The sequence below is a fragment of the Flavobacterium sp. N2038 genome, from assembly GCF_025947185.1.
Taxonomy (GTDB): domain Bacteria; phylum Bacteroidota; class Bacteroidia; order Flavobacteriales; family Flavobacteriaceae; genus Flavobacterium.
Genome location: NZ_CP110001.1, coordinates 44,264 through 70,277 on the forward strand (window position 1 = coordinate 44,264; position 26,014 = coordinate 70,277).

Consider the following 26,014-nt stretch of genomic DNA (forward strand, 5'->3'; position numbering starts at 1 on the left):
TAAATTTAAAACCGTAAATTTGCTTTTTACCTTACAATGAAAAGCGATTTACTTTCAAACATATACAACCCTGCTGATTTACGTTTACTAAACGAAACTCAATTACCTCAACTCGCAAAGGAATTACGAGATTTTATCATTGATATTGTTTCTGTAAAAGAAGGTCATTTGGGCGCCAGTCTGGGCGTTGTAGAATTGACGATTGCTTTGCATTATGTTTTTAATACTCCGGAAGATTTATTGGTTTGGGATGTTGGCCATCAGGCTTACGGACATAAAATCCTGACTGAAAGAAGAGAAAATTTCGACACCAACAGACAAATAAATGGCATCTCCGGTTTTCCTAAAAGAAGCGAAAGTGTTTATGATACTTTTGGCGTAGGTCATTCCTCTACTTCTATTTCTGCTGCGTTGGGAATGGCGATTGCTTCTCATATAAAAGGCGATTTCAACAAACAACATATTGCAGTTATTGGCGATGCTTCTATTGCATCCGGAATGGCATTTGAAGGTCTAAATCATGCGGGAGTAACCGATGCCAATTTGCTGGTTATTTTAAACGATAATGCTATTGGAATTGATCCCAGCGTAGGTGCATTAAAACAATATCTTACTGCTGTAAAAGAAGGAAAAAATCCTAAGAAAAATAATATGATCAAGTCTCTGAATTTTGATTATTCAGGTCCAATTGACGGTCATGATCTTCCTGCTCTAATTAAAGAACTCAATCGCTTAAAAAAGATTAAAGGACCAAAATTCCTTCATATTGTTACCACTAAAGGAAAAGGATTGCAACAAGCTGAAGAAAATCAGGTAAAATATCATGCGCCTGGTAAATTTGATGCCTTAACGGGTGAACTTCAACTAAAATCTGAAGAAAATCTTCCTCCAAAATATCAGGATGTTTTTGGTTTAACCATTTTAGATTTAGCCAAAAAGAACGAAAAAATTATCGGAATCACGCCGGCAATGCCATCCGGGAGTTCGTTAAAATTTATGATGGACGAATTGCCCGATCGTGCTTTTGATGTGGGGATTGCAGAACAACATGCTGTAACGCTTTCTGCCGGAATGGCGACTCAGGGCATGATTGTATATTGCAATATTTATTCGACGTTTTTACAGCGCGCCTATGATCAGGTTATACACGATGTTGCTTTACAGAATTTACCTGTAATATTTTGTCTGGACAGAGCCGGTTTGGTTGGTGAAGACGGAGCAACTCATCATGGTGTTTTTGATATTGCTTATTTAAGAGCAATTCCGAATATGATTATCTATGCGCCAATCAACGAAATTGCACTTCAAAACATTTTATATACCGCTCAATTGGGCTTAAATCATCCAATCGCAATTCGATATCCGCGTGGTCGGGGCGTGTTGCCCAATTGGGAAGTAGAAAATTTCGGACATTACGATAAAATTAAAATTGGTCAAGCAAACTGCCTGAAAAAAGGAAATCGGATTGCAGTTTTATCAACCGGAACGATCGGAAATAATGTTATAGAAGCGCTCAACGAATGTTCCAATTCAGACGCTATTGCGCATTATGACTTTCCATTTATTAAGCCACTAGATAACAATACCTTAAATGACGTTTTTACACATTTTGAGACTATAATTACCATTGAAGACGGAACTGTAAACGGAGGTTTCGGAAGCGCAGTTTTAGATTTTGCAGCAGCCCATAATTTTAAAAACAACATCAAAATTTTAGGTATTCCGGATGAATTTATTGAGCATGGAACCGTGTCCCAGTTACAACAATTGTGTAAAATTGACGTTAAAAGTTTAATAAATCTTTTTTCTAATGATGTAAAATAATTATTTTGCAGCTCCAAAAACTAAAATAAGCCTAATGAAATTATTGCGTTCTGCCCTTTTGCTTTTATTGCTATTGTGTACTTCGAATAACTTTGCACAAATCATACAAACTACATTAGACCCAAATCAATTACCGGCACTACCATCGAACTGGGCCAAAAAAAATCAGTTAGGTTTTGACATTTCAGAGATTGCTTTCGTCAACTGGAGCGCGGGGGGAACAAGTTCTGTTTCTGGATTATTTAAGGGCGAATTCAATAGAACTTATCAAAAACAAAACCATAAATGGGTAAACGAACTTATCGTAAAATATGGTTTAAATAAGCAAGACGGAATTGAATTGAGAAAAACAGATGATGCTTTTCAATTTAACTCAACTTATGGTTTTAGAAAAGATACCATATCAAACTGGTACTATTCTGCTAAATTAAATTTCAACACACAATTTTCTGATGGTTATAATTATCCCAACAGAGACGTTGCTATTTCTAAACCGTTTGCCCCTGCTTATATTTTCCTTGGAGCGGGAGCTGAGAACTCAAATAAACAAAAAAACAGAACCTTTTATTTCTCTCCAATTACGCTAAAAACAACTTTGGTTTTAGATCAGACTTTAGCCAATCAGGGTGCTTTTGGGGTTAGAAAAGCCGTTTATGAGACTGATCCTTTAGATCCTGCAAATAAAATTTTAGTTGAAGAAGGACAAAAAGTAAAAGCCGAATTTGGTATTCTTTTTACAGCATACACGAAAAGCGAAATTTATAAAAATGTTTTCTACGAAAACCGACTAAGTTTATATACCGATTATTTAAACAAGTTTGGAAATGTCGACATTGATTATGACACCCGATTAGACCTTGTTGTTAATGCTTATGTAAAAGCAAATATTGGTGTACATTTAGTGTATGACGACGATATTAAAACCAAAAAAGACGTAGTTGATCCTGTGTCAGGAGCAACGAGTCAGGTTAATGACGGACCAAGAATGCAGTTAAGACAAGTTTTGGGTGTAGGTCTTGTTTATGCTTTTCAATAATAAATTTCCAGAATTAATTGGTTTTTCTGCCATTAATGGTTTCAAATAATTCTAAGGCGTTTCCGTCTGTTAACAGCGAAACATAATGACAAATATGAAGCAAACGCTCATATAAATTCGTTTTTTCTAAATGATGTTTTTCCGGCAGCATTTTTAAAAGTAATTTATCATAGTTTGAGGCTGTCCCTTCATATTTGTTATTGAAAGCTGTTATAAATTTATCCAGTAAAGTCTGGATGATTTGATAACCAACGATTTCTTTCTCGATTACTTCACGACTTTGATAGATTTTCTCAATACTTAAGTTGATAATATCATTCATCTGCGCTTTGTATTTGCTCTTGTCTGTTAAAGCAAAAGGAAATTTGCCCGCCATAATTGCTTCTTCGTTTTCGATAAAAACATCTACAGCATCATTGATTAAAGAACCAATCGCAAGTGCACGCAAGTAGCTAATTCGGTCTTCTTTTGTTTCAAGTGTTTTATATTTTGCGACACCGATATTGTCTTTTACCAGTTTGATTAAATACTCTAAAGCATAATCTTCAGAAACTAATCCTAAATTGATTCCGTCTTCAAAATCGATAATGGTATAGCAAATATCATCTGCAGCTTCGACCAAATAAGCCAAAGGATGTCTTTCAAAACCAATATCTTCACCAGATTTATTGGCTATCATTCCCATATCCTGAGCAACTTCTTCAAAAAAAGCTTTATCAGTCTGGAAGAAACCGTATTTTTTATCTGCAATATTATTTGTTGGCTTTTTAGGAAGGCTTTCTTTTGGATATTTCATGAAGGCTCCCAAAGTAGCATACGAAATTCTAAGTCCGCCTTCGATTCCCGGACGACTTGCCGTTAGTACCGAAAATCCATTGGCATTTCCCTCAAAATCAATCAAATCTTGCCATTCTTTGGCCGTTAGCTTATCTTTAAATTTGGCTCCGTTCCCGATAGAAAAATATTCTCCAATCGCTTTTTCGCCAGAATGTCCAAAAGGTGGATTCCCAATATCGTGTGCCAATGAAGCCGCAGCCACAATAGCCCCAAAATCATTCATATGATAACCATGAACTTCTTTTAGATAAGGATATTTTTCAATAATCTTTTTTCCAACCAAACGTCCAAGCGAACGTCCTACAACCGAAACTTCCAGACTATGTGTTAAACGTGTATGCACAAAATCTGTTTTAGACAGTGGAATAACCTGGGTTTTATCTTGTAAACTTCTAAAAGCAGCAGAAAATATAATTCGGTCATAATCGACTTCAAAACCTAAACGGGTGTCATCTTGTTCTACACGTAATCTTTTGCTTGTATCTCCCTGACGTTTTAATGATAAAAGTTGTTCCCAGTTCATTTTTATATTTTAGATTTCTGATTTTAGATTCTAGATTTTCATCTAAACGTCAAAAATACGTTTTATTTTAGGATAATATTGAATAAAAATAGGCCGCAGATGACATTAAATATTTTTGTTCGTTACAAATTATAATCTGTTTATTAAAACTCCAAAGCAGTACTGTGCTTGATTTCTCCCATTACAAAAATACTATTTGTATTACCAATGTTTTCTATGGTTGACAGCTTATTCATAACAAAATCCTGATAACTAGCCATATCCTTTACTAAAATCTTCAGCATAAAATCATAATCGCCCGCAATGTTGTAGCATTCTATAATTTCAGGAAGTGCTACAATGTCTTTTACAAAATTACTTCCTACATTTTTTGCATGTTCTTTTAGACGTACATTACAGAAAACTGTCATACCACGATTCATTTTATTCTTATCCAGAAGAGCCACATATTTTGTAATGTAACCATCTCTTTCCAGCCTTTTAATTCGTTCATAAACGGGAGTAACTGTCAGAAATAATTTACTGGCAAGGTCTTTTGTGTTGATATTTGAGTTTTCCTGAAGGTGTTTCAGGATCAATAAATCTGTTTTATCTAGGTTTTCCATAGTTTTTTTTACGGCTAAAGTTCCACTAAAAAGGTTTTCACAGTAATAAAATCTTTTAAAAATACATTTAAAAACACATTTTACTGAAATAAAACTCAAATATAAGTTATAAAAACCAAGAACGTAAATTTGTTCAGTAAAAAATACTGAATCAAAAATGAAAACAAACAACTTAGGCTATCCAAGAATAGGCAGCAACAGAGAACTCAAAAAAGCAAGTGAGCTTTACTGGGCAGGACAAATTTCGGCAGACGAACTTATCGCAACCGGAAAAGACATTCGCAGCAAAAACTGGCATTTACAATCGGCGGCCGGAATAGATTTAATTCCGTCTAATGATTTTTCTTTTTACGATCAGGTTCTCGATTTGACTCTGGCTGTTGGAGCAATTCCGGCACGCTATCACGAACTGGCAAAAAGCAACTCTTCTCTGGACTTGTATTTTGCTATGGCGAGAGGTTCTCAAAAAGAAGGTCAGGATGTTGTTGCCATGGAAATGACAAAGTGGTTTGATACGAACTATCATTATATTGTGCCTGAATTTACCAAGAATCAAAAATTTGAATTGTTTTCAGAAAAAATAATCCACGAATTTAAAGAGGCAAACGCTTTAGGAATAAAAACAAAACCGGTTCTAATTGGGCCTGTTTCTTATTTATTATTGGGAAAAGAAAAAGAAGAAGGTTTTCACCGAATTGACCTTATTGATGCTATACTTCCTGTATATTTTGAAATTTTCGAAAAACTTCAGGCCGAAAATGCTGAATACATTCAATTAGACGAGCCATTTTTAGCGCTAAATTTAACTGATAAAGAAAGAAAAACGTATACTGAGGTATACAACGAAATCAACATTCGTTTTCCGAAACTTAAAATTGTTTTAGCGAACTATTTTGATTGTTTTGGAGAAAATTTAGAAACTGCTTTGGCGCTTCCGGTTGATACATTTCATTTAGATTTAGTTCGTTGTCCTTTACAATTAGATGATATTTTAGACTCTGGAAAATTAGCTTCAAACGTAAATCTTTCTCTAGGAGTTGTTGACGGCAGAAATATCTGGAAAAACGATTTCAAACCATCTTTAGAATTAATCAAAAAAGCTGTCGATGCTTTAGGTGCAGACAGAATTTTAATAGCTCCGTCTTGTTCTTTAATTCACAGTCCGTGTGATTTAGACTTAGAAACAAACGATCAGACTCTTACTCCGGAGATTAAACAATGGCTTGCTTTTGCTAAACAAAAAATCAATGAAGTCGTACTTTTAAAACAATTTGCCTCAAACGAAATTGACGTAAAAAACTCTGTTGATTACGAAAGAAATAGCATTGCAAATAACAATCGTAAAACTTCAAAATTAATTCATAATAACGAAGTAAAAGCGCGGGTTTCGGGAATTACAACTTCTGATGATAAACGCAAAAGTGCATTTGCAACAAGAAGAAAAAGTCAGATTGAAGCTTTAAATCTGCCCCTTTTTCCAACTACAACCATTGGATCTTTCCCCCAAACTGCTGAAGTAAGAAGCTGGAGAGCAAAATTCAAAAAAGGCGAATTAACAACTGAGGAATACCATAATTTAATCGAAAAAGAAACTGAAGCTACCATTCGTTTTCAGGAAGAAACCGGAATTGACGTTCTGGTTCACGGAGAATTTGAACGTAACGATATGGTGGAATATTTCGGTGAGCAATTGGCCGGATTTACGTTTACCAAAAACGGCTGGGTACAGAGTTACGGAAGCCGCTGTGTGAAACCTCCGGTTATTTACGGAGACGTTTCCCGTCCTAAACCTATGACAGTAAAATGGTCTGAATATGCGCAGTCTTTAACTCCAAAATGGGTAAAAGGAATGCTTACGGGACCTGTAACTATTTTGCAATGGTCATTTGTTCGTAACGATCAGCCTCGTTCCGAAACTTGTACGCAAATCGCTTTAGCTATTCGTGATGAAGTTGTAGATCTTGAAAAAGCCGGAATCAAAATTATCCAAATTGATGAACCTGCAATTCGTGAAGGTCTGCCTTTGAGAAAAGAAGAATGGGCAAACTATTTAGACTGGGCTGTAAAAGCATTCCGTATTTCAGCAAGTGGTGTTAATGACGATACACAAATTCATACGCATATGTGTTACAGCGAATTTAACGATATCATTCAAAACATTGCCGACATGGATGCTGATGTTATTACAATTGAATGCTCCCGTTCGCAAATGGAACTTCTGGATGCATTTGCCAATTTCAAATATCCAAACGAGATTGGCCCCGGAGTTTACGATATTCACTCACCACGTGTACCATCAAGCACAGAAATGGTTCGTTTGTTAGAAAAAGCAGCTGCGGTTATTCCCGTAGATCAACTTTGGGTAAATCCGGATTGCGGTTTAAAAACACGTCATTGGGATGAAACCAAAAAAGCATTGATCGAGATGGTGGCAGCCGCTCAGGAAATGAGAGCAGCAGTTGAAAATCCTGTGACTTAATACCTTTAAATAGTTTTTGTTTTTTATGCCAGCAAGTGAGGCCGAATTTAGTTATGATTCGTTTCGGCTTCATTTTGTTGGTATTTATTTATTTTTTTAGAAGCAGGACATCTTCGCATTCAAAACAACGTTCGGTCCCGCTATTCACTATATCTTTTGTGTTGAACCCCAACACAAAAGGATGCCGTTCCTATCAGGGCTAAGCTGTAAATTTTAGTTTTCAGAAGAACTTTTACAAACAAAAAAAAAACGCTCTAAATAGAGCGTTTTTCTATTTCCATAAAACCTAAAACTAGAAGTTTTTAGAAATTCCTATGTTTACTGTTTTTCCAAAATTGACGAAAAATTTACTATAATCAGCATCATCCTTATCGTAACTTAACGTTTCATATCCTAAACCACCTATACTGAAGTTTAACCCAAAACCTTTCTTCATATTAATAAAAAGAGCTGGAGTTAAACCTGTATAAAAGCCGTTGGCTTTATTATCTGAAATAAGTGAGCCATTTTCGTAATTTTTGATTTTTTGATTTTGATACCCGGCTCCTAAATCAGCAAAAACAGAAAAAGTTTCGCTCAACGGCATTGTATAGCGCACAAAAGCTCCTGCTTTAAAAGTATTGCTTTTACCTTCACCCTCTCCAAGATTAGTTTTTGAAGATTCTACCGAGAATTCGGCTCCAGCTGTCCAGTTATCATGAAATTGATATCCAACCTTTGGAGAAAACTCAAAAGTATTGTTTTTTGCAGAGGCAATTTCCCTGTCAATTTTTTCAGAAGTATAACCAATATTTCCTCCAACTAAAATTGTTCCCTTTTGGGCATTTGCAAAGCTAACCATAGCCAATGCAAGAATAAGTAGCATTTTTTTCATATGTGATAATTTATTAAGATTTCACATACAACAAACAATTAAAATACCAATATAGAATCGTAGTTATTTTCTTAACGATTAATTAAAAACAACTCAATTTAAATAGGTTAAAAATTAAAATAAGAATAAGAAATAGTTATAAAAAAAAGCGCCCCATTTGGAGCGCTTTCTGAAATTGAATATTTAACTTAAGATTAGAAGTTTTTAGAAACTCCAATGTTAAATGCTTTACCAAAATTAAAATCAAAGTTTTTGTATTCTGGTCCATTATTTTCGTAGCTGATAGTGTTGTATCCTAAACCACCAATGTTAAAGTTTAAACCAAAACCTTTTTTCATATCAATGAAAAGAGCTGGAGTTACACCAATATACATACCATCACCTTTTGCAGTTGTAGTAATTGGTCCTGCATAAGTTTTGTTTTTCTCACTTTGAAAACCAGTTCCTAACTCAGCAAAGAAAGCAAAAGTTTGGTTTAATGGCATTGTGTAACGTAAAAATGCACCTAATTTAGTAGTATTAAATCTCTCTTCGTTTGTTCCTTGTTTTACTTTTTCTGAACCAAAAGAAGCTTCACCTCCTACAGTCCAGTTTTCGTGAAATTGGTAACCTACTTTTGGAGAAAAGCTAAAATCGTTGTTTTTAACTTCATTGTTTCCAAGAGTTCTAGTGTTTGAAGTGTAACCAATACTTCCACCAACTAAAATTGTACCTTTTTGCGCGTTTGCAAAGCTTACTACAGCTAATGCAACCATAACTAACATTTTTTTCATTTGTATTATTTAAAATTTAATATCCCTTTAACAATAACGATGCCGATTTTAACATTAAAAATTAAATTGTTTCCGAAACAAAATTTAGCAATCGAGACTATTTCTGTTTATTTTTGTGGCAAATAAAAAGTCATGTCGATAGAAGTAAACAACATATCAAAAAGTTACGGAACTCAAAAAGCGCTAAACGAAATTTCATTTTCGATTCAGAAGGGAGAAATTGTTGGATTTCTGGGCCCAAATGGAGCAGGAAAATCTACTTTAATGAAAATTTTGACGACTTATTTATTAGCCGATGGCGGCTCAGCCCTTGTAAATGGTCACGATGTCATGACAGACACTAAAGCGGTACAACGCTCAATAGGATATTTACCAGAGCATAATCCGCTATATCTGGATTTGTATGTTCGTGAGTATTTGGCTTTTAATGCCGATGTTTATAAGGTTGAAAAATCAAGAATTGAAGAAGTAATTCAACTGACAGGACTGACACCGGAAAGCCATAAAAAGATTGGGCAGCTCTCTAAAGGATACCGCCAGCGTGTTGGACTTGCCAATGCTTTATTGCATAATCCGGATGTTTTAATTCTGGATGAGCCAACTACAGGTCTGGATCCGAATCAGTTAATGGAAATTAGAAATGTAATTAAAAATGTTGGAAAAAATAAAACTGTTTTTCTGTCAACACATATTATGCAGGAAGTCGAAGCAATTTGCGATCGTGTCATCATTATTGACAAAGGACAAATTGTAGCGGACAACAAATTAGACCATTTAGTTGCTGCAAATAAAGAACAAGTTATTGAGGTACAATTTGATTATCAGGTAGAAGAACAGCTTCTGTCCAAAATTGAAAATATTTCTACATACATCAACACGCATGACATGACCTGGGAACTTACTTTTATTACCGAAAAAGACATGCGTCCGGCCATTTTTGATTTTGCCAATGAAAACGGATTGAAAACTTTGCAATTAAATCAGAAGAATAAAAACCTTGAAGCTGTATTTAGAGAAATTACGAAATAGGCTTTCGCTTTTCGGTTTTCAGCCTCAGTTTTAATTCTATCCAAATTATATTAAATCCTGTTTATTCTTTACCAGAATAAACAGGATTTCTTTTTTAGTCTCTTTAGCTTATTACTTCTCTAAACAAAAGATCGTTTTTTGGCTAGTTTTAGCAACTCGTTATCAAACTATTGACATTTCATTGCAAAAAATTATTTATTTTTATTTAGACTTGATATAAATAGTATTATATTTGCTTCCTGAAACCCAATATTTACTCGAAAATGGAGTCATCAATTTTTTCTAAAATCAATTTTATCAATTCAGTTTTAAGCTCCATTGAAAATATTCAAAAGAAAATTTCAGATAAAATGGAGCAAATCATCCTGCAGTAATAAAAAGCCAGTTATTATAATAAAAGCCAAATACCACATGAAAAATATAATTACCTCAATGATGCTTGCATTTTCTGTTTATTCTTATTCCCAAACCGAAAAAGAAAGTGACAGCATTGTTGAAACCTCTATAAATGTCTTGGATGAGATTGTTATTACAAAAAAGAAAGTTTTATACACCCAAAAATCAGACAGACTGGTTTTTAACGTCGAGAACAGTATTGTATCGGAAGGCGGAACTGCTCTGGATGTTTTATCACGAGCACCCGGGGTTATTGTCTCTCAGGATGGCTATTTATCTATTCGCGGACAACAGGGCGTTGCGGTCATGATAAACGGCAAATTAACGCAGCTTTCGCAGAAAGAACTGGCTAATTATTTAAAATCGACAACCTCATCAAATATAAAGCAAATAGAAGTTATCACGAATCCTTCTTCTAAATATGATGCAACAGGAAAAGCCGGAATCATAAATATTATCCTAAAAAAACCAGGTACAGGAGGCTTGAAAGGAACTGCATTTGCCAGTTATGGAAGAGGCCGAAAAAACAGAACTAATTCTGGTGTTAATTTAAGTTATAATAAAGACAAATTTGGCATTTACGGTAATTACAGTTACACTTTTAGAGGTGAAGAAGAACGCAAAGAGTTTGGTCAGATTCAGTATACAGATGTCACACGTAAGCAAATTTCAACAAAAAATCATCAATCTTCGGTTACAGACGAGCCTTTGACTTCAAACAATTTTAAAATTGGAACTACTTACGAGATTTCGACTAAAACCAATTTTGAAGTATCTGTTGATGCCAAATTGGGGCGTTATGAAAATATTGCCAATGGTCAAAATACATTGCTAAATGCGCTAGATCAGGTACAGTTTGATGCATCGACTTACAACGACAGCAAAGAAAAATGGAATGACTATACATATGCTTTCTCCGGAGTTCATAAATTTAATACGGAAGGAAAAAATATGTCTTTTGATTTTGAATACGAAACTTCAAAATTTAGATCAAACCAATTTCAGAGTGCACAAAATATTGCCCCTTCAAATACAGCTGAAATCAATGACAGAAGAGGGTATATTCCGTCGCAGTTGAGCGTTTTTACAGGGAAAGTAGATTTTACTAATCCATTAAAAGAAAAACAATCTATCGAATGGGGATTTAAAGCAAGTTTAAAAAACAACGACAATCCTTCTGTTTATGAATATTACGAAAATAATCAATGGCTTATTGATCCCACCTCAACCAATCATTTTGAATACAAGGAACAGATTTATGCGGCCTACGCTAATTATAAGTATCAGATAGGAGATTTTAATATTCAGGGTGGTTTAAGATCTGAATATACAGCAATTAATATTCTGCAAAAAACCTTACATGAAGAACATAAAGATGATTATTTAAAATGGTTTCCCAGTATTTCTATGAAATATGAATTGACTGCCGATCATTCGCTGCATACCTCTTACAGCAAAAGAATCAACCGACCGAGTCAGTTTGATTTGAACCCATTTCGCTTTTACGACGATTCATTTAACTATTCTCAGGGAAATCCAAATTTGGTTCCTGAAATCACACATGCAATAGAAGCGGGATATGCCTGGAAAAGTGTGTTTATGGCATCAGTATATTTTAATACTACAAAAGATGTTTTTACAGAAGTCTATGATTATAATCCTGATACTAATACTACTGTAACATCACAAATAAACATTTCTAAATCGTACAATTATGGCGTAAACATAACGCATTCGGCTGAACTTTATAAATTCTGGTCTGTAAATACATTATTCAATGTTTTTGAAAATCGTTTTATGGGGAATGTTTTAAACGCTGCGACTATTGATCCCATCGTGACTTTAAATCTAAATGTACAGAACTCTTTTACTTTATCTGAAAGTTTAAAAGCAGAGATGAATGCCCAATACCAATCAAAATCTAATTTAGGCATTTACGAACGAGATTCTTTCTTTGATTTTAGTATCGGAATTTCAAAACAAATCCTTTCGAACAAAGGCAACATCAAGTTGAATATTACCGACATTTTCAATACTAATAATTTCCACATTAATTCAGTCATAGCGCAAACGAGTATCAATAAAAGATATGATCTTGATAACCGTATTGCAACATTATCATTTACCTATAGAATCTAATATTTTGAATCTTTAGTTTCCTTGTTTTTGTTTTTTTTTTGATGGAACTGAGCCTGCTTGTTTAAGCAGGCTCTTTCTATTTTTAGTCGAATGGCACACGGGTGACACGGGTTTAAGCTGATTTACGCTGATTTTTATTTTATTTCAATATTTACCTTGACAACTCCTTTTGAATTGAAGCTTTCCTTTCGTTCTTAAACAAGAAAAAAGTCTCTTGAAGAATGTTACTTCTCACAAAAGACTTTTAAACACTAACTAACAAAAAAACCAAACAAAAATTTATAGCTACACTCGAGATTTTTGTTTTTTCTTTCTTCCCCACCAAATGTAAAAACCGGTTAAGGGCAGACTGGCACATATTAAACTGGCGGTAAAATAAATAATCTTAGTAGATAATCCTCCAATAGCACCAATATGAAGACTATAATTGGATCGCATTAACCAATCTGAAAATCGTTCGTTACTAATGTAGTTTTCTGATTTTGGCAATAACTGTAATGTTTTGGCATCAAAATATAAATCTCTCCAAATTCCTTTATGCATATCTGTGCAGGCATAAAAATCATCCTTTGGATCATCCGGAAAATGTATAATAACTGCTTCTTTATTTTCTTTGGCAATCTCAGTTCGGACCTTTTTCCAGATAAAATCGGCTGCCTCCAGCTTATCTAATTGTTGTTCGGATAAATCATCATTTTTAAGAGTAATTGTTTTTTCTGTTTTATCTTTTTCAGTAACCCATCCGCCACTTATCCAATAAGTACTTTCCCGAAGCCAATGAAAACTCATTAATAATCCGGTAAAAGAGATCAGTATTGCTAAAATGAGCACATAAAACCCCATTACATTATGCAAATCATAATTGAGACGTTTGAATTTGGCATCCCATTTTATTTTAAAACTATTTTTAATAGTGGTTTTATTCCATTTTTTCGGAAACCAGAGAATCAGTCCGCTTATAAGCAAAAAGAAGAAAATAAAGGTTGCCCAGGCTGTTATTTGTGATCCAATATCCCGATCCAGCCAAAGATTACGATGTCCTTCATCGACAATATGAAAAAAATCTTCATGATCTACCATTCCGGTAATCTGACCGTTATACGGATTTACATAAATCAAAGAGTCTGATTCGATATCTACTTTTATTGATTTATCTAAACCATTATACCAAACGCCATGAATTTCTTTGTTCGGCAATGCTTTCTGAACAGCGGCATAAATTTGAGATGGTGGTAATAATTTCTCAGGACTTTGAACTTCAACATTGAGCCAGGGAGACGTTAAGGATTTTATTTCCTGCTCAAAAACCAGAATACAACCTGTAATGGCCATTATAAATACAATTATTCCTGAGGCAAGTCCGAGCCACAAATGCAGCCAGGCATTGATTTTACTAAAACGTGATTTTCCTTTATTTGGAGGTTTATTTGAGCGGCTTTTAAAAATATTCATTGAAAATGTAGTTTGAGAAAAAGATATTACGAAAGACAAAAAACCTAATACATAAAATGGCCTGAGCATTACATTAATAATACCTCAAGCCATTTCTTAGTAATTTATTTAGTACGTTAGTTTACCAATTGTTGGCAAATAAAGACCTTCTTTTATAAGAGCTCCTGCCTTTGCAACACCGGTAGCAATATCAATTTGATAAACGCGGGCTTCATTGCCGGTAACAAAACTTTTATATGCTTTTCCGTTTTCAACAAACAAACTTCCAACTCCAAAAAATTCATCTCCACCATGATCCGGTAAACCCGTTACGGCAAGAATAGTTTTAGCCGATAAGTCTAAGATAGCCGATTTGAAAATTGTTTTTGTATTTAAGAAACTGTAAACTGAATTTGCAGCATCAACATCATTAGGAATATAAGAGATAAAAACTTTTTCTCCTCCTAACGGATATGCCGCCAGAACTTTTCCTTTTAAAGTACTCGTCTCAATATCAAAAAAGTATCCGGGATCAAACTTAGCATCTCCTTTTTTGATACGCAAAACTCCGGAAGCAGCTGTTGTAACAGGATAACCTCCTGCACGAGCATTTGAAGAAAATGTGTAAATATCTCCTGACTCTGTCTGAACAATTCCTGTATTGGTGTAATAAATTCCAATTGCAGTTGTTCTGGTGTCTTTTATTGTAGTTACATATTCTAAAGAAGGGTATTTATAAACTCTCATAGTAGCATCAGACGATAATACTTTATTTGTTCCGTCGGTTACATCTTTAGTATAAACAGGAACAAAAAGTTTATCTCCTGATACTGCAGCTCCGGTTGGCCAGTATAGAATCTTTTTATTCTCCTGACTTACAGCAAAATCGTTAAACTTACGTCCTTCTATAGAAATGGTAGTCGGGTTATAAATCATAAGCTCATAATCAGAAGAACTTCCGTCCCAGGTAGCTCCAATGTTGATTAGTTTTTTATCATCAGTATATCCCACTGCGTACGAAGATTCAAAAGCTAGTTTACCTCCTTGCACTAGTTTCCCTGCACTGTTAAGGCTAAACGAAGCTGCTCCTTCGTCGTCTGTACTTAATGCAAAAAAAGTATTAGCAATAGGAAAACAACTTCCGCCCTGCTCGATTCCCACGCCTTTTGCACTAATTTCGCCGTTCATTAACTGATCTGTAGAATTAAAATCAAGAATATACTGTGTGTAATCGTCCAGCCAGTAAGAGGCAACATATTTAGTACCGTTTATAGCTGGTTCAGTCGAAGGTGAATCACTATCACTACTGCATGAAAAAATAGATAGTGACAGACAGGCTAATGCAAAGCATTTTGCGAATTTGTTTACAAACATGATTAAATTTATTAAGGGTTATTATTATTGTTTAATTATTGAAGAAAATATCTGAACTTAATCGAAAAGGCTCTTCCTGGTTTTTGTACTTTAAAATAGTCGTAGACCTTTACATCAGTGATATTTCTACATTCAAAAGCCAGATTATATTTTCCGTTTAAGAAAGAATAAGCAATCATTGCATTTTGAGTAAACTGTTCCGGAATTGCTTTTTTAGTTTCCAGATTTCCTAAAACCGGCCAGGTCAGGTAAAAAGCATCGATATAATTTGCACTTGCATTTACAGAAAGTCGGTCACCCTGATATTTGATATTTTTAAAATTAAAAGTCAGATCTGCATTACCAAAAAAGATTGGAACGTTTGGCAATTGTGCATCATACAAGGCATCGGGACTGGTTGTTCCTGTTTTAAATTTATTCTTGTTCAGGCTTTTTTGATAGGTTCCGTTTATTTCGAAAGTAAGCAACTCATCATATCCATATCTAAAAACACCGTCAACTCCTGTAATTTGTACATTTTGAAGATTTTCAAAAACAGTTTTGTCTCCTTCTTGTTTCTCTCTGATAAAATCTTTTGCTTCTCTGTAGATTAAACTGGTTTCGGCACTGAAATGATTCTTGTTTTGCTGCGTTAGAAATGCCAGTCCTAAATTGGCATTGTCGCTGCTTTCCGGCTTCAGACCAATATTGCTGTTTATTGTTAAACCATCTCCCAGCATTTCGGTCGCTGAAGGCAATCGATATGCATGTTCATAGGATCCTTTTATTTGAAGTTTATCTGATAAATGATACGCCGAAGTAGCTCCATATCCATAATTTGTTGACGATGCTGACTGGGTAATCGAGTTGGCAATCATTTTAGTAGACAAATCATACATTTTACCAAAAGCAGAAATGGCTAATCGGTTTTCCAGTCCGCTAAAGTTGTAACCGAAACCTAAAATATTTTTATCAATACTGGGTTTTCCAAGTTCAACAACCTTTAAATATTCGTCGGTTTCTTTACGTGTATATCCTAAATACGTGTAATTGAAAGCTATCGAATGTTGCTTACTTAACTCGTATTTTAAATTTGATGTTACCTGCGAATTGGCCTCGTCATACACATATATTGTTTTGTTGCCCAACTCTCCTTTGTCATTGGCTCCCGCAAATTGCCTGTACACATAATTTCCTGTCCAGTCATACACTCTCGAAGAGGTATCTACAGAACGATTGTTTACTAAAGCATAAGTAGTATTAACATTAAGTGATAAACCTTTAGTAAAAAGATTGTCTTTCTTGTATTTTAGGGAAGTAATAAAGCTTTCACTGTCTGTAAATGCCTGTCCAACGACTTTTTGCATGGTTCTCCCCTGCTGAATTTCTTTTTTATTTCCGGCAACAGCAAAACCTACAAGCAAATAATCTGCAAAACTTTTATTCTTAAATCCTGCTTCGGCCATTATGGTTCCCGATTTATAAGCATCGTGAAAATGCTTGTATTGCTGTTCCGGCAAAAACTTTGAAGTATTTTTATCTACAACGCTTACATCAACTTTGTAATCGTTATCAGAATAATTGGCAAAAGCATTAACATTGGCAATAAAACCATCTCTGCCTGAAAATCTTGTATTTACTGCTGCTCTGTGTGTATTAAATGAACCATAACTATATGAAGCATCAACATAACGATTCACATTTTTATTGGTTACAATATTAACCGCTCCTCCCAATGCATCTGCACCTAATTCGATTGGAACAACCCCTTTGTAAACATCAATTCGTTCGGCCATATTAACCGGAATATTATTTAGGGTAAGCGCAGAACCATAACTATCCATAGGAACTCCGTCCAGAAAAAATTTGACCTGATTTCCGGAAAATCCATTCAGTGAAAAATTAAAAGCAGATCCTAATCCTCCATATTCCCGAATACGAACCCCGGTTGTTTTATTTAAAACCTGATTTAAATCTGCAGAGGTATTATACGTTTTTTTAAGATCTACTGCTGTGATATTATAAGCCTGTTCACGTACTCTTTGCACTCTAGATTTACCAATCACGGCAACCTCATTTAAAGCCGCCATATCTTCCTCTAGTGTAATATCCTGTTTCGACAGAATTCCTTGCTTTAAAAAAATAGCTGCCTCTGTTGTTTTATAACCAATATGAGTAACAAGTAAAGTGTAATTACCTGCTTCGGCATTAATCCTGTACTCGCCTTTGCTATTGGTTAAAGTGGTGTAAACTGTTCCTTTTAAAGCTACCGAAACTCCTTCGGCAGGTTTGCCAGGACTGGTAAAAATGATTCCGTTTAAACTAGCTTTGCTTTTTTGTGAATACCCTTGAAGTGAAGTGAATAGAATTGTAATCAAGAGCAATAACTTACTTATTTGCATCAGATAAATTTTGATTTGAAAATTAAATTTCAACAAAATTAAGCCCTCAGAATAGTTTTTCCTAATTATTTTTAATTATTCTAAATAAGAATAGTAATTAACTTTTTAACCTAAATATCAATAAAAAATAGAATGGTTCTTAGACAAAAACCATCTTTATCTTAAGATTTGCTTAAGATAATTAAATGAAAAAGTTAAATTTTCAAGCCGATTTTTAACTCTAAAATCTGAAAATGGCATAAAAAAAGCCCATTTACAAAATAAATGGGCTTCTAAAAATTCTATACTTTTTTAGATCTCCAGATCTAAAAGTGTTTCTTTCATCTCTTCTATAATAATTTTAATATCATTCTCTGTAGTACGCCAATTTACAAAAGACGCTCTGATTCCTTTACGGTTCTGATAAACTGTTGGTGTCATAAATACTTTTCCCTTATCATTTAAACGTGCCAAAAACTCACTTACATTTTCCTGGTTCTGATTGCCTTTTAATGTAAAACAAACGTTATTAAGATGAATTGGGGCCATTAATTCAAAACCTTCTGCTTCAATTAAGGCATTTCCAAAATGAAGTGCCAATGCCGTACTGTTTTCAATAATATCTTTGTATCCTTCTTTTCCATATGCTTTTAAAGAAAACCAGGCTGGAAGTGCTCTTAATCGTCTGGAATTTTCAGGCAATACATTTAAGTAATTAAAATTCTCTAACGGATTTCCTAAATACGGTGCATTAGAATTCTGAAAAGTTTCAATCTGTAACATTACATGCTCTTTTTTAATGAGATAAAAAGCACTTTCATATGGTACATTTAGCCATTTATGGCAATCAATTGTAATACTGTCTGCTCCATCCCAACCCTCAACCAAATGTTTAAACTTATCTGAAACCGCTGCAAAACCACCAAATGCAGCATCAATGTGCCACCAGAATTTGTACTTTTCTCTTAGCTTACCAATAGCTTCAAAATCATCAAAGTCTGCTGTATTAACGGTTCCTGCACTCGAAATCAAAATAAAAGGTTGACCATTTAACTGTTTTATTTTTTCTTCTAAATCTACCAGATCAATTGCTTCACGATTATCTTCTATCGTTTTTACAACAGTATAGTTTTGGCTTCCGATACCTAACATAGATAAGCATTTTACAGAAGAGGAATGTGGTGTAGCTGTCAAAATATGAACTGGTATTGAAATTCCTTCCTTTGCAAAATCCTTTCCGGATTGTTTTCCAAACCATTGTCTTGCAACTCCCAAACAAGTGAAGTTTGACATTGTTGCTCCGGTTACAAAACCACCTAAAAAAGTTTCCGGTAATGCTAACAACTGCAACAATAAGCTAATTGTTTCAAATTCTATAAGTGCCGAAGCTCCACCTTGTGCTTTTATTGCCTGTGTATTTTGATCGTACACTGCCGCTAACCAATCACCTACAACAGATGCCGGCGTTGAACCTCCTGTAACAAACCCTAAATATCGTGGTCCGGGTGACGATACCATCAAAGGTGCTAATCTTTCATTAAATTCTTTCAGTGTTTCTAATGATCCTAAACCGAATTCATTCAGAATCTGATTGGGGTCAACAGATGCTTTACTCGAAGTGGGAATTGTATCCAGGTTATTTAAAAATTTAATTCCTTGCTGTTTTGCTTTTTCTAAGATATTTTCAAAATCGTTTAGATCTTGTTGCAGTATTGAATTCATAAGTTTGTTGTATTAGTTATGTTCACGCAGATTGCGTGGATAAAAGCAGATTTATAAAGATTTTATAATTTTAGTTAAAAAAAACTACCATTTGGTTTTTTCAGAAAACCTTGAAACAAGCATAGATGAAATCACATCTCCATTGGCATTTAACAAAGTAGCGATTGGATCAACCAAGGTGCCTAAAATCATGGCAACAGGTAAAGCCTGCTCCATTGGGAAACCATAAACAGTAATTGCCAGAACTTCACCAATATAACCTCCGTTTGGGATTCCGCCTTCTACAATGGAAACAATAATAGTAATTCCTAATGCCAGAAGTATGGTTGAAGGCTCTGTAAAATCTTTTCCAAACATGGCAAACAGAAAAGTGATTTTAAGAATCGATGACATACTCGAACCGTCTTTATGCAATGGTGCTCCGAGCGGAATAACCAGATTTCGAACGTGCGCCGGAATTCCCATTTTTTGTGCTGCATCCAGATTGGCCGGAATCGTTGCAATACTGCTGCAGGTTCCTATTGCGGTTAAAGAAGGTGTAATGTTATTACTCCAAAAAACTTTAAAAGCTCTTTTTCCGCCAGCAATAAGTGCATATAAACTGAAAAATGTAAAGAAGTAAAATACACAGGCAGCATAATAAACCGCCATAGGTTTTGCATAAATTCCAAACAATTGAGGTCCAAAAACACCAACCTGGTAGGCAAAATAAGCTCCTAAACCAATTGGCGCAAATTTCATTATGATGTTTAAAAGTTGTTTCATAACCTCGTTTCCTGAATCCAGAAAACTTTTGAAAGCATTTCCTTTTTCTCCAGATTGTAAAGTGGCAAAACCAATTAGAAATGAAAATATTATCAGCGCCAGCATGCTTTTTCGAGATAACAATTCGAAAAAATCATTTGCAGTAAGCAATTTTGCGATTTGATCTCCAGCAGATCCTGATTGAATTTCTTCAAACGGAACTTTGGTAATTGCTATATCCTGATGAATTGGAAAAAGATATACAGCACAAATCATGACAATGGCCGAAATAAGAAGTGTAGTCAGAAAAACCAATACCATCACAATGAATAGCTTTCCCAGTTTTTCTGTTCGTTCCAGATTAGCAATCGAAGAACCAATTGTAAAGAAAATCAACGGAATAATAGCGGTAAAAAGCAAATTCAGAAAAATATCTCCCAATGGTTTTATGACCAAAACTTTTTCTCCAAAAATTAACCCAAAAACACTTCCGACTACTATACCGCCAAGAAGTAAAAGTATACTGCTGTAACTTTGTAGAAAATTGATTTTTTTAACTTCCATGATTTTAATGAGGATTATAATTCAGAAAGATTAATAATAAAGAATGAAAGTACTAAAAAAAACTGCGAGAATTATTTTTTGCCACAGATTAAAAGATTTAAAAGGATTTTTTAATCTGCGTTAATCCTTATAATCTGTGGCAAAAAACTTTTATTTTTCCAGAACAATCGTTGTAAAAGCTCTATCAACCAATTCTCCTGTTTTGCTTTTTACTTTTTCGGTCTGACTTTCGGTGTGAACAATTTTAAAAGCTGTTTTCTCAATTAGTTTCTGCGCTTTTTCAGTACTGTAAAGCTCAAATTCAAATTGTGTAAACGGAAGTGTCTTCATAAAATCTTCTTCAGCAAATGTCAAACAGAATTTTCCATTTGGCTTTAAAACCCGATAAATTTCTGAAAGTAGTTCTTCAGGTTTCTGCCAGAAATAAAGCGTATTTACTGTAAATATTTTATCGAAAAATTCAGTCTCAAACGGAATTTTGTTTCCATCATAAAGCGAGAAGAAAGCTTGTTTTTGGGAAACAAAATTTCGGTTAATCTGGCGTGCTTCCTGAAACATTAGTTCAGACATTTCAAGTCCGTAATATTTTAGGTTTTCAGCCAGTTCGAAAAGAAATTCCAGATGTCCCCCGTTTCCGTGACCCAATTCCAAAATTTTATTTCCTTTGGATATATTTAGATTTTGGATGGAATGCCGAGTCATATTGATGTTTGTTTCGTGCATCATATTGGCCATTTCGATTCCTTTTTCTCCCGATGGATGTTTTAATTGAGAGGCAATGGCTTGTAATTCTTCTTGTTTCATAATCGTTAAAGTTAAATTCCAAATAATCCCGATAGCTATCGGGACCAAAATCCAAATTAAGCGCTTTCTTGTCATTCCGAGGAACGAGGAAGCACACAAGACTCGAATAACTTTGTCAAAATTTTAAACTTTGACAAAGTTCAGTGTATCATTAAAAAACCTGGCTGGCGATCTGACGAATATTCTCAGATTTACCCATCGAATAATAATGCAAAAACGGAACCCCGGCTGCTTTTAATTCTAATGATTGCTGAACAGCCCACTCAATTCCAACTTGTTTGATCTCAGCGTTATTTTTGCATTTGTCAACCGCATCAATTAAATCTTCCGGTAAATCGATTCTAAAAATCTGCGGTAAAATTTGTAAGTGTCTTTGAACAGCAATTGGCTTAATTCCTGGAATAATTGGAATTGTAATCCCCATTTCTCTTGCTTTTTCAACAAAGTTGAAATATTTAGCGTTATCAAAAAACATTTGCGTTACCACATAATCGGCTCCGGCATCTACTTTTTCTTTTAATCTCTTTAAATCCGATTGTAAAGATGGAGATTCTAAGTGTTTCTCCGGATAACCTGCAACACCAATACAAAAATTTGCTTTGTTGTCGATATCCATAACTTCATGCAGATATTTTCCGCAATTAAGATCGTTTATTTGTCGAACCAAATCAATGGCATAGTGATTTCCTCCAGCTTTTGGGGTAAAAGATTGCTCATCTTTCATGGCATCACCACGAAGTGCCATTACATTGTTGATTCCTAAATATTGACAATCAACCAACATATATTCCGTTTCCTCCTGTGTGAATCCGCCACAAAGCAAATGCGGAACAGTATCAACATTATATTTATGTTTTATAGAAGCGCAAATTCCAAGTGTTCCCGGACGCATACGAGTCAATTTTTTATCCAATAGCCCGTTACCACGATCAATATAAATGTATTCTTCACGAGAAGTCGTTACATCAATAAACGGCGGATTAAACTCCATCAACGGATCGATATTATCGTACAATTCCTGAATACTTTTCCCCTTTTGAGGCGGAATAATTTCAAATGAAAATAATGTTTTCCCTTTGGCGTTTTCTATATGTTCTGTTACTTTCATTTTTAAGTTATGAGTTATGAGTTATGAATTTTGAGTTTTAGTCTGTGTAAAAAATCTGAAATCAAAAAACGTAAATCAATCTTTATTTAGTTGTCGGTTGATGGTTGTTTGTTGTTGGTCATATAGCAACTGAAAAATAGTAACCTCAACTATATTATTTTTTTATAATAGTTAATAAATCCGTTTAACAACTTTTTACAAGTCTGAATCTGGCCAAGCGCAATGTTAAAATTATTTTCTTCAATATATTTTTGATCAAATGCTAAATAAAATTGGGTTTCCAATTCATATAACGATCCTCTTGAAATATGAAGAAAATGTATCGTTTCTTTTGATGTTTGTCTTCCACAACCTTCAGCTATATTTGAGGGTATCGAAATTGCTGCTCTTCTCATCTGATTAGTCAACCCGAACAATTCCTCTTTCGGAAACAATTTTGAAAAATCATACAATAGATTCACCAACTTCCTAGCCTCAAGCCACACTTCTAATTTACTGTATTCCATTTTAGTTGTTCGTTAATCGTTGTTGGTTGATGGCCCTTTGAGTTCAAATCTATCAACCAAAAACCATCAACCATCAACCAAATTAATCTGCTATATTAGGATTCAACCATTTCATTGCGTAATCAGTTGGAACATTGCGTCGTTTGGCGTAATCTACTACCTGATCTTCTTTTATTTTTCCTAGTCCGAAATACCTGCTTTTTGGGTTTCCGAAATAATATCCAGAAACTGATGAAGCCGGCCACATCGCCATACTTTCTGTCAAGGTAACTCCAATTTCTTCGGCTACATTTAAAAGCTTCCAAATCGTTGGTTTTTCCAAGTGATCTGGACAAGCAGGATAACCTGGCGCCGGACGAATTCCTTTATAATTTTCTTTAATCAATTCTTCGTTGGTTAACGATTCTTCTGAATCATAACCCCAGAAATCTTTACGAACTCTCTCGTGAAGATATTCGGCGAAAGCCTCAGCAAAACGATCGGCAAGTGCTTTCACCATAATCGAGTTGTAATCGTCTAAATTCTTTTCATATTCCGCTGCCCATTCATCTACACCAAAACCTGTGGTTACGCAAAAAGCGCCCATATAATCTTCTATTCCGCTTTCTTTTGGCAGAATAAAATCGGCTAAAGCGATATTTGGAGCGCCTTTCGTTTTTTGTGACTGCTGGCGAAGCGTTAAGAATTTCTCTAAAACTTTTCCTTTTTCATCACGCAATTCGATATCGTCATCATCAACCTGATTCGCAGGAAAAATTCCGTAAATACCTTTTGCTTTTAATTTTTTCTCTGCCAAAATCACTTTCAGCATCGCCTGAGCATCTGCAAAAACAGAAGTTGCTTGTTCGCCTACAACCTCATCCGTTAAAATCGCCGGATATTTTCCGTACAATTCCCAAGTTTGAAAAAATGGTGTCCAGTCAATATACGGAACCAAGACATCTAGTTCTATTTCTATGGTTTGTGCTCCAATTACTTTTGGTTTAGTTGGCTTATATTCAGACCAATCCAACGGTAATTTATTTTTACGGGCATCTTCAATCGTCAGGAAGTTTTTATCTCTCGAACGATTTAAAAATGTTTCTCTAAAAGAATCATATTCTGCACGAATATCTGCCGCATATATTTTTCGGTTATGATCTAACAGATTACCTGCAACGGTAACGGCTCTCGAAGCATCGTTTACGTGAATTACTGTTTCTCTGTATTGTGGTGCAATTTTCACGGCTGTATGCGCACGCGAAGTTGTTGCCCCACCAATCATAATCGGGATTTTAATTCCTTGTTTATCTAATTCTTTGGCTAAATACACCATTTCGTCAAGCGAAGGTGTGATTAGTCCGCTTAATCCAATAATGTCTACTTCATGTTCAATCGCTGCCGCAATGATTTTCTCTGGAGGCACCATAACACCAAGATCTACAATCTCGTAATTGTTACAAGCCAAAACTACCGAAACGATGTTTTTACCAATATCGTGAACATCACCTTTTACGGTTGCCATCAAGATTTTTCCGTTTCCTTGTTTGTCTCCTGCTTGCTTGCTTGCTTCAATAAAAGGCAATAAATAAGCCACCGCTTTTTTCATTACACGAGCCGATTTTACAACCTGAGGCAAGAACATTTTTCCACTTCCGAATAAATCTCCAACGACATTCATTCCCGTCATCAAATTGATTTCGATAACTTCAATTGGTTTTGTTGCGGCCAAACGTGCTTCTTCAACATCTTCTTCAATAAAAGCATCAATTCCTTTTACTAACGAATGCGTAATACGCTCTTGAACCGTTCCAAAACGCCATTCCTGAACCGCTTTTTCATCTGATTTTACTTCTCCTTTTACATTTTCAGCAAAATCCAAAAGTCGTTCTGTGGCGTCGTCACGTCTATCTAAAATTACGTCTTCAACGTGTTCTAATAAGTCTTTCGGAATATCATCGTAAATCGTAAGCATCTCGGGATTTACGATTCCCATCGTCATTCCGTTTTTAATTGCGTGGTATAAAAATACCGAGTGCATCGCTTCACGAACCGTGTCATTTCCTCTAAAAGAAAACGAAACGTTACTTACTCCGCCACTGATATGCGCGTGTGGAAGATTTTCACGAACCCATTTTGTTCCTCTAAAGAAGTCCAAAGCGTTTAAGCGATGCTCTTCCATTCCCGTTGCAACCGGGAAAATATTCAAATCGAAAATAATATCCTGCGGAGGAAAACCAACTTTGTTCACCAAAATATCATACGAACGCTGACAAATCTCCACTCGACGATCGTAATTATCGGCCTGACCTACTTCGTCAAAAGCCATGATAATTGCCGCCGCTCCGTAACGTTTGATTAGTCGCGCGTGGTGAATAAAAGCTTCTTCTCCTTCTTTTAACGAAATCGAGTTTACAACGCTTTTTCCTTGTACTACTTTAAGACCCGCTTCGATGATTTCCCATTTCGAACTGTCGATCATAATCGGCACTCTCGAAATGTCTGGTTCTGCCGCAATTAAATTCAAAAATTTAGTCATTGCAGTAACTCCGTCAAGCATTCCTTCATCCATATTAATATCGATGATCTGTGCTCCACCTTCTACTTGTTGTCTTGCAATATCAAGTGCCTCGTCATATTTCTCTTCCTTGATTAATCTTAGGAATTTTCTTGAACCTGTTACGTTTGTACGCTCACCAACATTCACGAAAACACTTTCCGGCGTGATAATCAACGGTTCTAATCCTGATAATACAAGGTCTCTTCTTTTTTCTGTCATTTCTTTTTAAGTTTCTACCCCGATAGCTATCGGGGCTAAGATGCTTAGATTCTAAGTTTTTTATTCTATTTTCTTTCCTGCGAGGTTTTTAAAACCTTGTAGGTATATTCATTTTCAATATTTTAATT

General features: G+C 35.0%; 18 protein-coding genes. 5 read left to right on the forward strand and 13 right to left on the reverse strand.

The annotated features are described in order from the left end of the window. Positions 1-36 precede the first annotated feature (36 nt). Together OLM51_RS00160 and OLM51_RS00165 are read left to right on the forward strand one after the other, a co-directional pair. Positions 37-1,824 carry a 1-deoxy-D-xylulose-5-phosphate synthase gene (locus OLM51_RS00160; RefSeq protein ID WP_264552417.1) on the forward strand — a complete coding sequence of 596 codons (1,788 nt, stop codon included), beginning with the start codon at positions 37-39 and terminating at the stop codon, positions 1,822-1,824. A gap of 34 nt (positions 1,825-1,858) precedes the next feature. Further along, positions 1,859-2,860, forward strand: coding sequence for a DUF3078 domain-containing protein (locus OLM51_RS00165; RefSeq protein WP_264552418.1), 1,002 nt, complete (start codon positions 1,859-1,861; stop codon positions 2,858-2,860). Between the two features lie 13 nt (positions 2,861-2,873). Here the strand turns inward: OLM51_RS00165 and OLM51_RS00170 are convergent, their stop codons facing one another. Both OLM51_RS00170 and OLM51_RS00175 read right to left on the reverse strand, forming a co-directional pair. Beyond that, entirely contained in the window at positions 2,874-4,220 is a 1,347-nt protein-coding gene (locus tag OLM51_RS00170; RefSeq protein ID WP_264552419.1) for a deoxyguanosinetriphosphate triphosphohydrolase, read from the reverse strand. A gap of 143 nt (positions 4,221-4,363) precedes the next feature. Further along, the gene (locus OLM51_RS00175; protein WP_056190279.1) at positions 4,364-4,825 is read right to left on the reverse strand and encodes an Lrp/AsnC family transcriptional regulator; all 462 of its coding nucleotides are present in this window, start codon (positions 4,823-4,825) and stop codon (positions 4,364-4,366) included. 157 nt (positions 4,826-4,982) lie between these two features. Between OLM51_RS00175 and metE the strand changes: the two genes are divergently transcribed. Then, positions 4,983-7,304, forward strand: coding sequence for a 5-methyltetrahydropteroyltriglutamate--homocysteine S-methyltransferase (gene metE, locus OLM51_RS00180; RefSeq protein WP_264552420.1), 2,322 nt, complete (start codon positions 4,983-4,985; stop codon positions 7,302-7,304). A gap of 292 nt (positions 7,305-7,596) precedes the next feature. On the opposite strand, the gene OLM51_RS00185 is transcribed toward metE, so the two are convergent. Together OLM51_RS00185 and OLM51_RS00190 are read right to left on the reverse strand one after the other, a co-directional pair. Next, positions 7,597-8,178 (reverse strand): porin family protein, encoded by a 582-nt coding sequence (locus OLM51_RS00185; protein WP_264552421.1) that lies wholly within the window; start codon positions 8,176-8,178, stop codon positions 7,597-7,599. Positions 8,179-8,372: 194 nt separating this feature from the next. Continuing rightward, positions 8,373-8,951: a porin family protein gene (locus OLM51_RS00190; RefSeq protein ID WP_264552422.1), complete on the reverse strand. Its 579-nt coding sequence runs from the start codon at positions 8,949-8,951 to the stop codon at positions 8,373-8,375. A 132-nt stretch (positions 8,952-9,083) separates the two neighbouring features. Between OLM51_RS00190 and gldA the strand changes: the two genes are divergently transcribed. Continuing rightward, on the forward strand, positions 9,084-9,980 hold the full coding sequence (gene gldA / locus OLM51_RS00195) for a gliding motility-associated ABC transporter ATP-binding subunit GldA (protein ID WP_264552423.1): 897 nt from the start codon (positions 9,084-9,086) through the stop codon (positions 9,978-9,980). 411 nt (positions 9,981-10,391) lie between these two features. Beyond that, complete coding sequence (locus OLM51_RS00200; RefSeq protein ID WP_264552424.1) at positions 10,392-12,515, forward strand: TonB-dependent receptor domain-containing protein; 2,124 nt, start codon at positions 10,392-10,394, stop codon at positions 12,513-12,515. Positions 12,516-12,800: 285 nt separating this feature from the next. On the opposite strand, the gene OLM51_RS00205 is transcribed toward OLM51_RS00200, so the two are convergent. The 9 genes from OLM51_RS00205 to metH form a co-directional block, all read right to left on the reverse strand. Then, complete coding sequence (locus OLM51_RS00205) at positions 12,801-13,967, reverse strand: PepSY-associated TM helix domain-containing protein (protein ID WP_264552425.1); 1,167 nt, start codon at positions 13,965-13,967, stop codon at positions 12,801-12,803. A gap of 108 nt (positions 13,968-14,075) precedes the next feature. Next, complete coding sequence (locus OLM51_RS00210) at positions 14,076-15,320, reverse strand: DUF4374 domain-containing protein (protein ID WP_264552426.1); 1,245 nt, start codon at positions 15,318-15,320, stop codon at positions 14,076-14,078. A gap of 35 nt (positions 15,321-15,355) precedes the next feature. Beyond that, entirely contained in the window at positions 15,356-17,701 is a 2,346-nt protein-coding gene (locus OLM51_RS00215; RefSeq protein WP_264552427.1) for a TonB-dependent receptor, read from the reverse strand. Between the two features lie 291 nt (positions 17,702-17,992). After that, entirely contained in the window at positions 17,993-19,402 is a 1,410-nt protein-coding gene (locus OLM51_RS00220) for a pyridoxal phosphate-dependent decarboxylase family protein (protein WP_264552428.1), read from the reverse strand. 84 nt (positions 19,403-19,486) lie between these two features. Then, positions 19,487-20,710 (reverse strand): dicarboxylate/amino acid:cation symporter, encoded by a 1,224-nt coding sequence (locus OLM51_RS00225; protein WP_264552429.1) that lies wholly within the window; start codon positions 20,708-20,710, stop codon positions 19,487-19,489. Between the two features lie 150 nt (positions 20,711-20,860). Beyond that, a complete protein-coding gene (locus OLM51_RS00230) occupies positions 20,861-21,514 on the reverse strand; it encodes a class I SAM-dependent methyltransferase (protein WP_264552430.1) in 654 nt (217 codons plus the stop codon). A gap of 151 nt (positions 21,515-21,665) precedes the next feature. After that, the gene (metF, locus tag OLM51_RS00235) at positions 21,666-22,622 is read right to left on the reverse strand and encodes a methylenetetrahydrofolate reductase [NAD(P)H] (protein WP_264552431.1); all 957 of its coding nucleotides are present in this window, start codon (positions 22,620-22,622) and stop codon (positions 21,666-21,668) included. Positions 22,623-22,771: 149 nt separating this feature from the next. Then, complete coding sequence (locus tag OLM51_RS00240; protein ID WP_264552432.1) at positions 22,772-23,128, reverse strand: four helix bundle protein; 357 nt, start codon at positions 23,126-23,128, stop codon at positions 22,772-22,774. Between the two features lie 82 nt (positions 23,129-23,210). Then, a complete protein-coding gene (metH, locus tag OLM51_RS00245) occupies positions 23,211-25,886 on the reverse strand; it encodes a methionine synthase (protein WP_264552433.1) in 2,676 nt (891 codons plus the stop codon). Positions 25,887-26,014: the final 128 nt, after the last annotated feature.